At 74.0% G+C, this 13,817-nt stretch carries 13 protein-coding genes and 1 tRNA gene; 10 read left to right on the forward strand and 4 right to left on the reverse strand.

Annotated elements, in window-relative coordinates:
- Positions 1-16: 16 nt before the first annotated feature.
- The 6 genes from PVK74_RS25775 to PVK74_RS25800 all read left to right on the forward strand — a co-directional run bounded on the left by PVK74_RS25775 (position 17) and on the right by PVK74_RS25800 (position 5,742).
- Entirely contained in the window at positions 17-748 is a 732-nt protein-coding gene (locus PVK74_RS25775) for a DUF4129 domain-containing protein (protein ID WP_174534686.1), read from the forward strand.
- Complete coding sequence (locus PVK74_RS25780) at positions 745-1,329, forward strand: hypothetical protein (protein ID WP_210870315.1); 585 nt, start codon at positions 745-747, stop codon at positions 1,327-1,329. The genes PVK74_RS25775 and PVK74_RS25780 overlap by 4 nt, the downstream gene beginning before the upstream one ends.
- Positions 1,329-2,327, forward strand: a complete 999-nt coding sequence (locus tag PVK74_RS25785; RefSeq protein ID WP_043326556.1) for an AAA family ATPase — start codon at positions 1,329-1,331, stop codon at positions 2,325-2,327. The genes PVK74_RS25780 and PVK74_RS25785 overlap by 1 nt, the downstream gene beginning before the upstream one ends.
- Positions 2,327-3,688 carry a DUF58 domain-containing protein gene (locus PVK74_RS25790; RefSeq protein WP_274477416.1) on the forward strand — a complete coding sequence of 454 codons (1,362 nt, stop codon included), beginning with the start codon at positions 2,327-2,329 and terminating at the stop codon, positions 3,686-3,688. The genes PVK74_RS25785 and PVK74_RS25790 overlap by 1 nt, the downstream gene beginning before the upstream one ends.
- Positions 3,689-3,743: 55 nt before the next feature.
- Positions 3,744-4,307, forward strand: coding sequence for a hypothetical protein (locus PVK74_RS25795; protein WP_043326554.1), 564 nt, complete (start codon positions 3,744-3,746; stop codon positions 4,305-4,307).
- Between the two features lie 103 nt (positions 4,308-4,410).
- Positions 4,411-5,742: an NAD(P)/FAD-dependent oxidoreductase gene (locus PVK74_RS25800; protein ID WP_274477417.1), complete on the forward strand. Its 1,332-nt coding sequence runs from the start codon at positions 4,411-4,413 to the stop codon at positions 5,740-5,742.
- A 53-nt stretch (positions 5,743-5,795) separates the two neighbouring features.
- Here PVK74_RS25800 and PVK74_RS25805 read toward each other — a convergent pair whose 3' ends face one another.
- Positions 5,796-7,622, reverse strand: a complete 1,827-nt coding sequence (locus PVK74_RS25805) for a DUF6311 domain-containing protein (RefSeq protein ID WP_393097996.1) — start codon at positions 7,620-7,622, stop codon at positions 5,796-5,798.
- Between the two features lie 89 nt (positions 7,623-7,711).
- Here PVK74_RS25805 and PVK74_RS25810 point away from each other — a divergent pair.
- The 4 genes from PVK74_RS25810 to PVK74_RS25825 all read left to right on the forward strand — a co-directional run bounded on the left by PVK74_RS25810 (position 7,712) and on the right by PVK74_RS25825 (position 9,974).
- Positions 7,712-7,792: transfer RNA gene (locus PVK74_RS25810), tRNA-Leu, on the forward strand.
- A gap of 110 nt (positions 7,793-7,902) precedes the next feature.
- Positions 7,903-8,733, forward strand: coding sequence for a Bax inhibitor-1/YccA family protein (locus tag PVK74_RS25815; protein ID WP_274477419.1), 831 nt, complete (start codon positions 7,903-7,905; stop codon positions 8,731-8,733).
- 123 nt (positions 8,734-8,856) lie between these two features.
- Complete coding sequence (locus tag PVK74_RS25820) at positions 8,857-9,615, forward strand: Bax inhibitor-1/YccA family protein (protein WP_274477420.1); 759 nt, start codon at positions 8,857-8,859, stop codon at positions 9,613-9,615.
- 38 nt (positions 9,616-9,653) lie between these two features.
- On the forward strand, positions 9,654-9,974 hold the full coding sequence (locus PVK74_RS25825) for a hypothetical protein (protein ID WP_069087424.1): 321 nt from the start codon (positions 9,654-9,656) through the stop codon (positions 9,972-9,974).
- 100 nt (positions 9,975-10,074) lie between these two features.
- Here PVK74_RS25825 and PVK74_RS25830 read toward each other — a convergent pair whose 3' ends face one another.
- From PVK74_RS25830 to PVK74_RS25840, 3 genes are read right to left on the reverse strand one after another with little or no spacing between them, the layout of a single operon-like run.
- On the reverse strand, positions 10,075-11,559 hold the full coding sequence (locus tag PVK74_RS25830; RefSeq protein ID WP_274477421.1) for a CYTH and CHAD domain-containing protein: 1,485 nt from the start codon (positions 11,557-11,559) through the stop codon (positions 10,075-10,077).
- Positions 11,560-11,599: 40 nt separating this feature from the next.
- Entirely contained in the window at positions 11,600-12,862 is a 1,263-nt protein-coding gene (locus tag PVK74_RS25835) for an acetyl-CoA C-acetyltransferase (protein WP_043326544.1), read from the reverse strand.
- A gap of 58 nt (positions 12,863-12,920) precedes the next feature.
- On the reverse strand, positions 12,921-13,733 hold the full coding sequence (locus tag PVK74_RS25840) for an SGNH/GDSL hydrolase family protein (protein WP_043326542.1): 813 nt from the start codon (positions 13,731-13,733) through the stop codon (positions 12,921-12,923).
- Between the last annotated feature and the right edge of the window lie 84 nt (positions 13,734-13,817).

The following is a 13,817-nucleotide window of genomic DNA, read 5'->3' on the forward strand; positions in this document are numbered from 1 at the left end:
CACCTGAGGCGGTGGGATGGATTTCGGCGTACTGCGCAGGTGGTGGCCGGTCGCCGCGGTGACGGTGCTGCTCGCGCTCGCCGCGTTCGCCGCCGGTCACTCCGCAATCGGGGCCAGCCGGATCCCGCCCGCTGCCGACACCATCCCGTACGTGCCGGACTACCCGTCGCCGGAGGCGGTGCCGTCGTACCCGGTGGAACCCCGCGACGTGGGTGAGTCCACGTCGGGCGGTGTGCCCGGCTGGCTGGCCACCGCCGCCGTGGCGTTGCTGTCCGCGGCGGTGCTGGGCGCCATCGGGTACGTGCTGTGGAACGTGCTCCGGGGCGCGCTGCGGCGGACGACTCGCGCGGTGCCGGTGCGGCGCACCCGGCGTACCGCCGAGGGGACCGCGCGTGAGGTGGTGGCCGCGCTCGACGCCGGGCTCGTCGAACTGGACGACCGCTCCACCGACCCGCGTACCGCCGTCATCGCCTGCTGGGTACGCCTGGAGGAGGCCGCCGAGGACGCGGGCGTGCCCCGGCACACCGGCGACACCCCGACCGACCTGGTGGCCCGGTTGCTGCGCGGCGACCCGGAGGCCGGCATCCCGGCGATCGCCAGCGCCGACGTGCTCGACGGGTTCGCGCACGTCTACCGGGAGGCCCGGTACGCCACGCACCCGGTCGACGAGCACACCCGGGATCAGGCCCGCGCCGCGCTGCGCCGGCTGCGCGGTGAGCTGACCAGCCTGGCGGGGGAGGCGTCGTGAGCACCAGCATCGACGACCTGCTCTCGTTCGGCGAGGAGCCCGCCGGGGAGGCCGAGCGTCCGTCCCGTGGCGGCCGGGGGCGCGCGTTGCTGCGTACCGCCGCGGTCACCGCCGCCGTCGTGGTGGTGGTAGTGGTCGGGCTGCGCGCGGTCGGCCTGAAGGTGCCGATCTGGATCATCGTGGCCGGGGTGCTCGCCGTGCTCGCCGTACGCCGGGTCACCGCCGCGCTGTCGCCCCCGCCGCCGCCCCGCGCCGGCGCCCGGACGCCCGCCGGTGAGGAGCCCGGCACCTGGAACTGGTCCGCCCGGGACGCGCTGCGCACCGCGATCAACGGCTGGGAGCGCCCGCTGGACTGGTCCGCCGACAACCGGGAGCGGTTCACCGAACGCATCCTGCCCCGCCTCGGCGAGCTGGCCGACGAGCGGCTGCGCCAGCGCCACGGCGTCACCCGCGAGTCCGATCCGGCCCGCGCCCGGTCGGTGCTCGGCGAGCCTCTGTGGACGTTCCTCACCACCCCCGCCCGCCGCCCTCCGTCGCCGCGCGACCTCGCGGCGATCGTCGCCGAACTGGAGAAGATCTGATGAACGACGTGGACCGGAGCATGGCCCCCGCCGAGGTGGGCCGGCTCGCCCGGGCCGTCCTGGAGGCGGTCGGCACCGTCGTGGTCGGCAAGCGGGACGCGCTGGAGCTGGTGCTGGCCGGCATCCTCGCCGGTGGTCACGTGCTGCTGGAGGACCTGCCCGGCCTGGGCAAGACGCTCACCGCGCGCTGTTTCGCGCAGGCGCTCGGGCTGGACTTCCGGCGGCTCCAGTTCACGCCGGACCTGCTGCCCGCCGACGTGACCGGCTCGTTCCTCTACGACCAGAGCAGCGGCGACTTCGCCTTCCGGGCCGGGCCGGTGTTCACCAACCTGCTGCTCGCCGACGAGATCAACCGGACGCCGCCGAAGACGCAGTCGGCGCTGCTGGAGGCGATGCAGGAGAAGCAGGTCTCGGTGGAGGGCGTGACCTACCGCCTGGACGAGCCGTTCCACGTGCTGGCCACCGCGAACCCCATCGAGTACGAGGGCACGTACCCGCTGCCGGAGGCGCAGCTCGACCGCTTCCTGCTGCGGGTGTCGTTCGGCTACCCCAGCCACGACGAGGAGTGGGACGTGCTGCGCCGCCGGATCGCCCGCCGCCGCGAGGAGGCGGAGATCAAGCCGGTGGTGGACGCCGCGACGCTGCGCGCCATGCAGGCAGCGCTGGAGGACGTGGTGGTCGAGGACTCGGTCGGCCGGTACATCGTGGCGCTCACCGCCGCCACCCGGGAGCACCCGTCGGTGCTCGTCGGCGCGTCCCCGCGCGGCTCGCTGGCGCTGCTCCTGCTGTCCCGGGTCCGGGCGGTGCTCGCCAACCGCGACTACGTGGTGCCGGAGGACGTCAAGGCGGTGGCGGCGCCCGCGCTGGCGCACCGGATCACGCTGCGGCCGGAGATGTGGCTGCGCCGGGTGGACCCGGCGTTCGTGGTCGGCGAGGTGCTGGAGTCCACGCCCGCCCCGGCCAGCGGCGCGCTGCCCAGCTACGCCGCCGGGCGCTGATGGATCGGGCCGAGGCGGCGAGCGGCTGGGCGCCCACCTGGGCGCTCGGCCGGGCCGTGCTGCTCACCGGCGTGCTGCTCGTCGCGGCGGTCCTGCTCGGCCGCATCGACCTGGTGGTGCTCGCCACGCCGTTCGCGCTGGGCACCGCGTACGCGCTGCGCCGCCGCCCCGCGGGCCTGCCGGAACTGGAGCTGGGCGTCGGGGACACCCACCTGGTCGAGGGCGCGCCGCTGGCCGCGACCGTCGCCGTCGCCAACCCGGACCTGGTCGGGTACGACCTGGCGGTGGTGCGGACCCGGATGTCGCGCTGGCTGCGCGTGGAGCAGGTCGGCTTCGGCGGCACCGGGCTGGACGTGAGCCGCTCCGGCGGGGCGGACCGCCCGTTCGTCACCTCCGTACCCCGGGGCAGCGCCGTCGACCTGGAGTTGACCGGCACGGCGCTGCGGTGGGGGCGGCACCCGATCGGCCCGGCCGGGGTGCGGGTCGCCGTCGCCGACGGGCTGCTGGTCTCCCGCGCGGTGATCACCGACTCGATCCGGGCCCGGGTCTATCCGCGTACCGAGCCGTTCGACGCGGTCGAGGCGATGCCCCGGGCCGCCGGGCTGGTCGGCGCGCACCGGTCGCGGCGGCCGGGGGAGGGCGGCGAGCTGGCCGGGGTACGCGTGTTCGCGCCCGGCGACCGGCTGCGCCGCATCGACTGGCGGGTGTCGCTGCGGGCCCGCCAACTGCACGTGGCGGCGACGCTCTCGGACCGGGACGCCGAGGTGGTGGTGCTGCTGGACGTGCTCGCCGAGGCGGGCCGCTCCGGTGGCGTGAACGGCCCGGCGTCGGTGCTGGACACCACGGTTCGGGCCGCCGCCGCTATCGCCGAGCACTACCTGCACCGCGGTGACCGGGTGTCGATGCTGGAGTACGGCCCGGCCGCGCGCCGGCTGCGTCCGGCCACCGGGCGGCGGCAGTACCTGACCGTGCTGGAGTGGCTGCTCGACGTGCACGCCGAGTCGTCCCCGCACGAGCCGTACGACCAGGTCTTCGGCCCGCAACTGCTCTCCTCGGACGCGCTCGTGGTGGTGCTCACCCCGCTGCTCGACGAGCGGTCCGCGCAGATGCTGGCCCGGCTGGCCCGCGGCGGCCGGTTCGTGGTGGCGGTGGACACGCTGCCGGCCGAACTGCCGGTGCCGAAGGAGCGGGGCTGGGCCGAGGTGGCGTACCGGCTGTGGCGGCTGGACCGGGACACGATGATCGGCCAGCTCCGCGAGCACGGCGTGCCGGTGGTGCGCTGGGCCGGCGCGGGCAGCCTGGACGAGGTGCTCCGCGACGTGGCCCGGCTGGCGACCGCCCCGAAGGCAGGGTTGCGGTGAGCGCGAGGAACGCAGCGAAGCGGAGTCCCGCAGTCGCGAACGAAAGGCCGGCTCAGTGACGGACGCCCTGGTCGAGCGGGTGCGGGCGCTGCGGTACGCGGCCGCCCGGGTCAGCCCGCTGCCGCTGCTGGTACGCGGCGGCATCTTCCTCACCGTGCTGGCCGGTTTCCTGCTCGCGTACCCGGTGCAGGCCCTCACCGCGCGCTCGCTGCTGGCCCTGGCGGTGGCCGCGGTGCTGCCGGCGTTCGGTCCGCGCCGGATCTGGCCGACGTTCGCCGCGCTGGTGACGGTCGGCGGTTGGCTGCTGGCCACGCTCGGCTTCGACCGGCCGCCGGCGCTGTGGCGGCTGCTCGCCGTGGCGACGCTGCTCTATCTGGCGCACTCGCTCTGCGCGCTCGCCGCGCTGCTGCCCTACGACGGGCTGATCGACCCGGACGTGGTGTTCCGGTGGTTGAGCCGGGCGGGCGGGGTGGTGCTCGCCAGCGCTGTGCTCGGCGTGGTGCTGGCGTGGCTGGGTGGCGTCGGCGGGACGGACGGCTCGCAGGCGGCGACAGTGGTGGGGCTGCTGGTGGCGGTGGGGCTGAGCGCGCTGCTGGGCTGGTTGCTGCGTCGCAAGTGACGCAGCGTTCCGGTGACGTTGCGCAGGTCACATGGGTTGTGCTCCGTCACAGAAGGGGGTCTCGCGCGGGATTACCGGGGGCCGCCGGGGAAAGATAGATGACGTGAACCCGAAGCGGATCCTTGTCGTGGGTGCCGGTCACGTGGGCCTGTACGCCGCTCTGCGCCTGTCCAAGAAGCTGAGCAGGCGTGAGGCCGAGGTCATCGTCGTCGACCCGCAGCCGCACATGACGTACCAGCCGTTCCTCCCGGAGGCATCGGCGGGCAACATCTCCCCGCGGCACGCCGTCGTGCCGCTGCGGCGGGAGTTGCGCAAGTGCACCGTGGTGGCGGGCACCGTCACCCGGATCGACCACGACCGCATGACCGCAGTGGTGCAGCCGATCAGCGGCCCGGCCCGGGAGATCCAGTACGACCACGTGGTGGTCGCGCCCGGCTCGGTCTCCCGCACCCTGCCGATTCCCGGCCTGCACGAGCACGGCATCGGGTTCAAGACCATCGGTGAGGCCATCTACCTGCGCAACCACGTGCTGGACCGGCTCGACGTGGCGGCTTCCACCACCGACCCGGCGGTACGCAGCCGCGCGCTGACGTTCACCTTCGTCGGTGGCGGCTACGCCGGCATCGAGGCGCTCGCCGAGATGGAGGACATGGCCCGCGACGCGCTGCGCTACTACCCGGAGCTGAAGCCGGAGGAGATGCGCTGGGTGCTGGTCGAGGCGACCCAGCGGGTGCTGCCCGAGGTCGACCGGGACATGGGCGCCTACACGGTGCAGCAGCTGATGAAGCGGGACATGGACATCCGCCTGGACACCCGGCTGGAGTCCTGCGTCGACGGTGTGGTGAAGCTCTCCGACGGGGACAGCTTCCCGTCCGACACCATCGTCTGGACCGCCGGTGTGAAGCCGTCGCCGATGCTCGACGCCACGGACTTCCCGCGCGACGAGCGCCGCCGGGTCACCTGCCGGCCCACGCTGCAGATCGTGGACGGCGACCGGGTGATCGAGGGCGCGTGGAGCGCCGGCGACTGCGCCGCCGTGCCGGACCTGACCAAGGAGCCGGGCAACTTCTGCTCGCCGAGCGCCCAGCACGCGGTGCGGCAGGCGGCGCGGATGGCCGACAACATCGCCAACGTGATCCGCGGGCGCGAGCCGGTCGACTACAAGCACAAGCACGCCGGCAGCGTGGCGAGCCTCGGCCTGCACAAGGGCGTGGCGCAGGTCTACGGCATCAAGATGACCGGCTGGCCGGCCTGGTTCATGCACCGGACGTACCACATGTCGCGGATCCCCTCGTTCAACCGCAAGGTGCGCGTGGTGGTCGACTGGACGCTGGCGTTCTTCCTCAAGCGTGAGGTGGTGGCGCTGGGTCAGCTGCACGACCCGCGTGAGGAGTTCGCCGAGGCGTCCGCCCCGCCGGTCGCCGCGCGCGTCTGACAGATCCGGCGCAGGGACTTTCCGTTTGGAAAGTCCCTGCGCCGTTTTCGTGGTCAGAACCGCCAGGTCCAGGCGTCGGCGAGCCGGACGCCCGGGCCGTAGAGCTGTTCCAGGGTGCGGCGCAGCATCTCCGCGTGCGGCGCGTCGTCGGTCACCGCGACGCAGGACGCGCGCCAGAACTCGACGTCCCGGGCGGCCTGGCGGCGCTGCCGGTCACCGACCGCCGGCGCCACGCCCCGGCGGGCCACGTCGGCGAGCAGGGCCGAGGTGGGACGTTGCCAGGTGCCCATGGTGGCCGAGCCGCCCCGCCCGTACGGGCCGATGAAGAAGCCCTCCGGCATGCCGAAGCCGACGCCGGTGGCGGTGGCCCAGCGCATCGGCCAGGGGTCCTGCGGGGTGGCGGTGGGCACCGGCACCAGCACCCCACCGGGGCGTACGCACTGCCGCCAGTGGCCGCCGGTGACGAACTCGGGCAGCGGCGGCCGGTCCATCGTGGGCAGCGGCGTCGGCAGGACGCTGAGCACCGCCGCGCCGACCGCGATCGGGACGCCCCGGCGGGCCCGGCCGGATTCGCCGAGCGCCCGGTGCACGGCGAGCGTGAGCACGGTACCGACCAGCGGCAGCACCGCCAGCGCGAAGCGCATCGGCAGCGCGCCGTCCACCACCGGCAGCCCGGCCAGCAGCCGGTACGGGCCGGGAAGCCCGGTCCGTTCGCCGCCGACCACGACCTCGGGGCCGAGCGCGAGCGCGGCCGTCACCAGCGCGCCTGCCACCAGCGCCACCACCAGCGGCCGCCGGCCCAGCCAGGCCGCGCAGCCGACCGCGACCAGCAGCAGCGGCCAGCCGAGGAACGTGGTGAACTCGGCCGGACCGGTGGTCAGCCGGACCGCCTCCGGGCTGCCGAACACGGTCAGCGCGGAGAGGCGGGTCCAGCCGGCCAGGTCGGCGGAGAAGTAGGCGGGCGGGAACATCCCGTCGGCGACGCCCTGCGGACCGGCGAACTGCACCCAGAGCGGGTACGCCAGCACGAGCAGCGCCAGCCCGGCCGCGCCCAGCAGCCCGCGGGCGAAGCCGGGACCGGCCCGGCGCAGCAGTTCCCGGTCGGCCAGCCCGTACGCGAGCGTCATCACCGCCAGCGTGAGCGCGGTGAGGAAGAGCACCTCCTCGCCGACGAACACCTGCACGGTGACGACGGCGGCGAGCCCGGCCGCCGACGAGATCATCCGGCGGCGGTCCGGGCCGTCCGGGCGCCCGGCCGGGTCGGCGGCGCGTAGCAGCCGGACGACCAGCCAGACCAGCGCCGGGATCAGCCACTGCGCGGTCATGTGCAGGTGGCCGTTGCTCTGCGAGACCATGCCCGGCCCGAAGCCGCACAGTGATGCGCCCAGCCCGGCCGCGAGTGGACGGGCCCGTAGGACGCGGGTGAACAGCAGGTACCAGGCCAGCGCGGTACCGGCCAGGTTGAGCGCGACCAGCAGCGCGAACGTGACCGGCGCGCCGAACGCCAGCGTGACCGGGGCGAGCAGCACGCCGAGCGCGACGACCGAGGTGTTCGCCATCAGGTTGACCCCGTCCGGCGCGTTCAGGCGGTCGCTGACCAGGCTCAGCTCGCCGCGCAGGGCACGCGCGTCGAGCGCCAGGAACCACTCGTACAGCGTCTGGTCGGCCGGGTTGAGCGCGAGTACCCGCGTGCCCGGCGCCGGCCAGAGGCCGTGGGTGAGCCAGGCGGCGAACGCGGCGAACGCCAGCCCCACGAGCAGGTCGGCGCGGCGCCGCCGGACGGCGGCCGTCATCCGCCGCGTGACCGTCGCCGGGCGGGCCGCCCGGACCTGGTCGGGCCCGGAGGCCGTGCGGGCGGCGCTGGTCACGGCCTCGACCATAACGGCCGCAGCCGTCGGGGTACGCCGGGTCGCGGCCGAGCCGCTACGGTGAGATCTGCACCGCGCGTGTCGGCGCGCCGGTGTCACCCGCCCGGGTGGTGGAACGGCAGACACGGCCGCCTTAAAAGCGGCTGCCGCAAGGCGTGCGGGTTCGACCCCCGCCCCGGGCACACGAACTCTCAGGTTTCCCACAGCTAGCCGTCGCACGCGCGATTGCGGCCACGTCTACCCTGGAGTAGCACGTCTACGTGCGATCGACCCCCTGAGGGAGGCCTGAGAAGTGAAGACCTCGAACCCGGTGCTCGCCCGGCTCGGCCAGGCGGCAGAGCGTGAGCGGGCGGCCGGGTACGCCCAGCCCGGGCCTTACGGTCAGCCCGGATACCCCCAGCAGTACCCCCAGCAGCAGTACCCGGGCGGCTACGGCCAGCCGGTGGCACCGCCCACCGTGACCCCGATGACGCTCGACGACGTGGTCGTCAAGACGGTCCTCATGCTCGCCATCCTCGGCGCCTCGGCCGCTGCGGCCTGGGTGCTCGTGCCGGACTCGCTCGTCGGCGTGGCGTGGATCGGCGCCGCGGTGGTTGGCCTGGTGCTGGGTCTGATCATCTCGTTCTCCCGGATGGCCAACCCGGCGCTCGTGGTGGCGTACTCGATCATCGAGGGCGTCTTCGTCGGCATGGTCAGCAAGGCGTTCGAGTCGCTCTACGACGGCATCGTGCTCCAGGCGGTCGCGGGCACGTTCGGCGTGTTCTTCCTGATGGCGATGATCTACAAGGCGCGGATCATCCGGGCCACCCCGAAGTTCGCCCGGATCATGGTGGCGATCATGGCCGGCCTGTTCGGCGTGATGATGGTCAACCTGGTGCTGGCGCTGTTCGGCGTGAACACGCACCTGCGCGACGGCAGCCCGCTGGCCATCGGCTTCAGCCTGGTCTGCATCGTGGTGGCGTCGCTGAGCTTCGTGCTCAACTTCGCCGACATCGAGGAGGGGGTCCGGATGGGACTCCCGCAGCGCTACTCGTGGACGGCCGCCTTCGGCATCGTGGTCGGCCTGGTCTGGCTCTACATCGAGATCCTGCGGCTGCTCAGCTACTTCCAGGGCGACGACTGACGTCTCGCTTTCCGCCGACGCCCGCCTGCCGCATCCGCGGCGGCGGGCGTCGCCGTTTTCCCGCCTCTTCCGGGCCGCCCGGGGCAGAGTGGGACTCGGGTACGTGGGCGGGAGGTGGTCACGGTGCGCAGTGCCAATCCGGTGCTGGACCGGCTGGACGACGTCGGCCGCGCCGAACGGCAGGTGCTCGGGGTCGGAACCGCCGACGCGATGACAGTGGCCGACGTGGTGAGCCGCACCGTGGGCCTGCTGCTGGTCACCGGCGTCACGGCGGCGCTGTCCTGGGTGCTGGTGCCGCAGGCCGCGTGGATCTCCGCCGCGCTGGCCGGAAGCGCGCTGGCCAGCCTCGCCCTGGTGCTCGTCATCTCGCTGAAGCAGATCACCAGTCCGCCGGTCATCGTCGGGTACGCCATGTTGCAGGGGCTGCTGCTCGGGGTGGCCAGCCGTGCCTTCGAACTGGTCTACCCGGGCATCGTGGCGCAGGCGGTGGTCGGCACGTTCGGCGTCTTCCTCGGCATGGCGGTGCTCTACCGGGCCCGGCTGGTACGCGCCACGCCGCGCCTGGCCCGCCTGGTCATCGGCACGCTCGTCGGGATCGTGGCGATCGGCCTGGTCAACCTGTTCGCGTACCTGTTCACCGGGCGGCAGGGCGTGGCCGTCTACAGCCTCAGCGACCGGGTGGGCTGGCTGGCGTACGTGTTCTCGGTGGTGGCGATCATCGCCGGCGCGCTCAGCTTCATCCTCGACTTCGACCTGGTCGAGCGGTCGGCCGCGAATCGGCTGCCCCGCCGCTACGCCTGGTACTGCGCGTTCGGGCTGCTCGTCGGGCTGATCTTCCTGTACTGGCAGATCCTGCGCCTGCTCAGCTACGTACGCCGCTGAGCACGCTCCGGCCCGGCGTCGCCGTAGACTCGGGGGCGATGAGCGCAGCGGAACTGGACCGGGCGGTGACCCTGCTGGTCCGACAGGTGGGGCACTGGCAGCAGCCGCGCTGGTCGGCCAAGGCCGAGGGCGGCAACGTGTCCCGGGCCGACCTGGTGCACAAGCTGGTCCAGGAGATCGCCAACCTGGCCGCCGACGCGGCGGGCGAGCCGCGCCGCGAGGTGCCCCGGCTCCCCAGCGACCAGGCCCTCCCAGACCAGCTCCGCGTGGTAACCGCCGACCTGACGCTGGCCGATCCCCCCGCCCCCGTCCTGGCCGAGGCCGCCGAGGCGATAACCCGAACCCGCGCCGCCCTCTGACCCGCCCCCTGCCCTTTCGTCGCGTTGATCATGAAGTTGGCGGCGACAAAACGGACGCGGATCCCCGCTAACTTCATGATCGACCGGGTGGCGGGGGCGGTCAGGGGTTGAGCCAGCGGCGTGCCTTGCGGCGTCGGGCCCGGTCGCGTGCCCGCAGGACCGCCGGGCGGTCGTGGCCGGCGGCCTCCGCCTGCCTCCCGTGCAGCAGGCCGTAGGTGAACGTGTTCTCGCCGTCGGCGTACGCCTGGAGCGCCTGCCGCCGCAGCGTCTCCCGGGTCACCACCGAATCCTGGTGGGCGCCGAGCAGATCCTGGAGCGCCTTGAACCGCTTCACCAGGCGGGCGGCCGGTTTGCCGGCGCTCGGCTCCCGCACCTCCACCGCGTACCGGGCCGCCTTGTGCTTCTTACGCGCCTCGTGCAGCGCCGCGTCCCCGGCCGTCCCTTCGAGCGTGAGCGCCCGGTCCAGCCGTTCGTCAGCACGGCGTACCGCCTTGCGGATCCGCCGGTCCACCCAGCGCCGGCCCACGTCGGCAGGTGCGCCGTCGACCAGCCGATCCAGGCGGGCCAGCAGCTCGGCATAGCGGTCGGAGTCCAACGCGGACCGCAGCGCCACCGTCGTCCCGGCCAGGTCGGCCGCGAACCGCTCGCCGATCCGCGCGGCCACCGGGCCGAGCACCAGCTCGTCCGGCAGCTCGTGCACCGCCTCGGTGAGCCGGGCCGCCATCACCTGGGTGTCGCGGACCCGGCCCAGCTCGCCGCCGAGCCAGCGCAGCTCGGCCCGGACCGCCTCGCTCTCCCGGCGGTCCCACAACCCCCGGAACGTACGCAGCGTCGCCCGCAACCGGCGGGCCGCGACGCGCATGTCGTGGACCGCGTCCTCGTCACCCTGGTACGCGGCCGCGTGGTTGCCGACGATCGCGTCCCGCTGCGCCCTGGCGTACGTGAGGACCGGCCCCGCCGGGCCGTCCGGTTCCCGGTCGTCGAAGCGCTCGATCCGGCCCGCGACGGCCCGGTGCGACTTGCTGACCGCCACCTCCCGGGCACCTGCCGCGCGCAGCCGCTCGCCCAGCGCGTCGAGCAGCGCCTCGTCGCCGTCGACCAGCTCGATCTCAATCTCGTGCCAGGTCCGCGCGGCGCCGTCCACCAGATCCCCGGACCGGACGTCGTCCTCGGCCACCTCGGCCAGCACCCGGCCGTCCGCGTCCAGCAGCCGCCGTTCCCGGCGGCGGTTGACCACCCGGGCGGCCGGAGCGACGGTACGGCCCCGCGACGCGCCCCGGATCAGCGCGACCATCTCGGCCGGCGGGCCGTCGTCGGACGCCCCGGCCGGGAACTGGTGCTCGACCCGCGCGCCGCCGACCGCGCCCACCTTGAGATGCCAGCCCGCGTCGTGCCCCCCGGTACGCCGGCGCAGCGCGTGCCCGCTGCGCAGCAGGAGCAGGTCATCGGTGTCCCAGTAGACGGCGTCCAGATCCGAGACGGTGGCGTCGGACATGGTCACGACGCCACCGCACCCGGTCAGGTCGGGCAGCTGGAAACCCTCGTCGCCGGAGTACTTGCGCTCACGTTCCACGACGGTCGCCATACGGCCTCCCGTACCCGGCCCGCGCGCCGGCGAACCGGTCTCAGCTCAGTCGCTCCAGCACCATCGCCATGCCCTGGCCGCCGCCGACGCACATGGTCTCCAGACCGATGGTCTTGTCGTGCCACTCCAGCGCGTTGAGCAGCGTGCCGGTGATCCGGGCGCCGGTCATGCCGAACGGGTGGCCGACGGCGATCGCGCCACCGGCGACGTTCAGCTTCTCCTCCGGGATGCCGAGCTGCCGGTACGAGGGGATCACCTGCGCGGCGAACGCCTCGTTGATCTCGACCAGGTCGACGTCGTCGATGGTCATGCCGGCCCGCTTCAGCGCCTGCTTCGACGCCTCGACCGGGCCCAGGCCCATGATCTCGGGAGAGAGCGCGCTGACGCCGGTGGAGACGATCCGGGCCAGCGGGGTGAGACCCAGCTCGGACGCCCGCTCGGCGCTCATGATCACTACTGCGGCGGCGCCGTCGTTGAGCGGGCAGCAGTTGCCGGCGGTGATCCGGCCGTCCGGGCGGAACACCGGCTTCAGACCGGCCACGGCCTCCAGGGTCACCCCGGCACGCGGGCCGTCGTCGGTGCTGACCACCGTGCCGTCCGGCGTGGTGACCGGGGTGATCTCGCGGGCCCAGAAGCCGTCCGCGATCGCCTTCTCCGCGAGGTTCTGGCTGCGGACGCCGAACGCGTCCATGTCCTCGCGGGTCACGTCGTACACCTGGGCCAGGTTCTCCGCGGTCTGCCCCATGGCGAGGTAGATGTCGGGGAGCTGCCCGGCCTCGCGCGGGTCGGCCCACACCTCGGCGCCGCCCTGGGCGCGGGCCGCGGAACGCTCCCGGGCCTCGGCGAAGCGGGGGTTCTCCCAGCCGCCGCCGACCAGCGCCTGCGCCTCCGGCGGCAGCGTGTCCGAGTTGCCCCGGGCGTACCGGGAGACCATCTCCACACCGGCGGAGATGAACACGTCGCCCTCACCGGCCCGGATCGCGTGCATCGCCATCCGCGTGGTCTGGAGCGAGGACGCGCAGTAGCGGGTCAGCGTGGCGCCCGGCAGGCCGTCCAGGCCCATCAGCGTGGCGACCACCCGGGCCATGTTGAAGCCCTGCTCGCCGCCGGGCAGGCCGCACCCGAGGTAGAGATCGTCGATGGTGGTGGGATCGAGCGCCGGAACCTTGTCGAGGGCGGCCTGGACGATGGTGGCGGCGAGGTCGTCCGGGCGGACCTCGCGGAGGGAACCCTTGAACGCGCGGCCGATGGGGGACCGGGCGGTGGCGACGATGACGGCGTCGCGGGGCGACTCAATCGGCATGAGCCAACGTTAACGCGCCGGTAACATGCGCGGGAAGGTGTGCGGCGGGCGGGAAATGTCACCCCGTGGGCGGTCGGCGGTGGTGCCGGAACGCGACAGTCGCCGCCGCCTCGACCGCCGGCAGCAGGGCGTGCGCCCAGACCCGGTAGCCGTCGGCGGACGGGTGGAAGCCGTCGCGGCAGAGCGTGCCGGCATCCGCGCGGAACACCGGGCCCGTCTCGGTGCCCAGGTCGACAACCGTGCCACCGGCGTCCAGCACGGCCGCCGTCTGGGCCCGTGCCATCCGCCGGCCGGACCAGCCGAGCACCTGACGCAGCGGGGCGGCGACCGCGCGTACCGCGCCGAGGTCGGGGCAGGTGCCCACCACCACCTCGACGTGCGCTTCCCGCAGCCGGCGCACCGCCGAGCCGAGATAGGCGGCCGCGTCACCCGGGCGGCTCAGCGCCGTCGCGTCATTCGCCCCGATCAGCACCACCGCCACGTCGGGCCGCTCGCCGAGCAGCGCCCGGGCCACCTGGGTGGCCAGGTCGGTGGCGCGGGAGCCGGAGACCCCGACGCTGGACAGATGCACCCGGCGGCCGTGCGGCCCCTCGGCGAGCAGGTTCGCGAGCTGACCGCCGATCGTCTCCTCGAAGCGGTCGACGCCGACACCGAGCGCCGACGAGTCACCGAGCAGCACCAGCCGCAGCGGCGGCGCGTCCGCCCGGCCGACCGTCGCGCGCAACACCAGACCCAGCTCGGGCTGGGCGTACTCCCGGCTGCGGGCGGCGATGGCCTGCCCGGCGAGGACCGCCGCGCCGCCCACCGTGCCGGCCAGCAGCGACAGGGCCGCCGCCCGGCCCCACCGGGCCACCTCGTTCCGCTCGCTCATGACAGCACTCCGCTTCGCTCCGTGCCGTCATGAGGCACGTTTGCGCTGAGCTGGCCGATTCGCTCGCTGCGCTCGCTCATGACA

Origin of the sequence: Micromonospora chalcea (genome assembly GCF_028768405.1) — a bacterium.
GTDB classification, from domain to species: Bacteria; Actinomycetota; Actinomycetes; order Mycobacteriales; family Micromonosporaceae; genus Micromonospora; species Micromonospora chalcea.

Bases quoted from the DNA above. Each gene is read 5' to 3' on its own strand.
- PVK74_RS25835 (WP_043326544.1), bottom strand. From the start codon at position 12,862: ATGCCGATTGAGTCGCCCCGCGACGCCGTCATCGTCGCCACCGCCCGG.
- PVK74_RS25775 (WP_174534686.1), top strand. From the start codon at position 17: ATGGATTTCGGCGTACTGCGCAGGTGGTGGCCGGTCGCCGCGGTGACG.
- PVK74_RS25825 (WP_069087424.1), top strand. From the start codon at position 9,654: ATGAGCGCAGCGGAACTGGACCGGGCGGTGACCCTGCTGGTCCGACAG.
- PVK74_RS25785 (WP_043326556.1), top strand. From the start codon at position 1,329: ATGAACGACGTGGACCGGAGCATGGCCCCCGCCGAGGTGGGCCGGCTC.
- PVK74_RS25790 (WP_274477416.1), top strand. From the start codon at position 2,327: ATGGATCGGGCCGAGGCGGCGAGCGGCTGGGCGCCCACCTGGGCGCTC.
- PVK74_RS25830 (WP_274477421.1), bottom strand. From the start codon at position 11,559: ATGGCGACCGTCGTGGAACGTGAGCGCAAGTACTCCGGCGACGAGGGT.
- PVK74_RS25840 (WP_043326542.1), bottom strand. From the start codon at position 13,733: ATGAGCGAGCGGAACGAGGTGGCCCGGTGGGGCCGGGCGGCGGCCCTG.
- PVK74_RS25805 (WP_393097996.1), bottom strand. From the start codon at position 7,622: ATGGTCGAGGCCGTGACCAGCGCCGCCCGCACGGCCTCCGGGCCCGAC.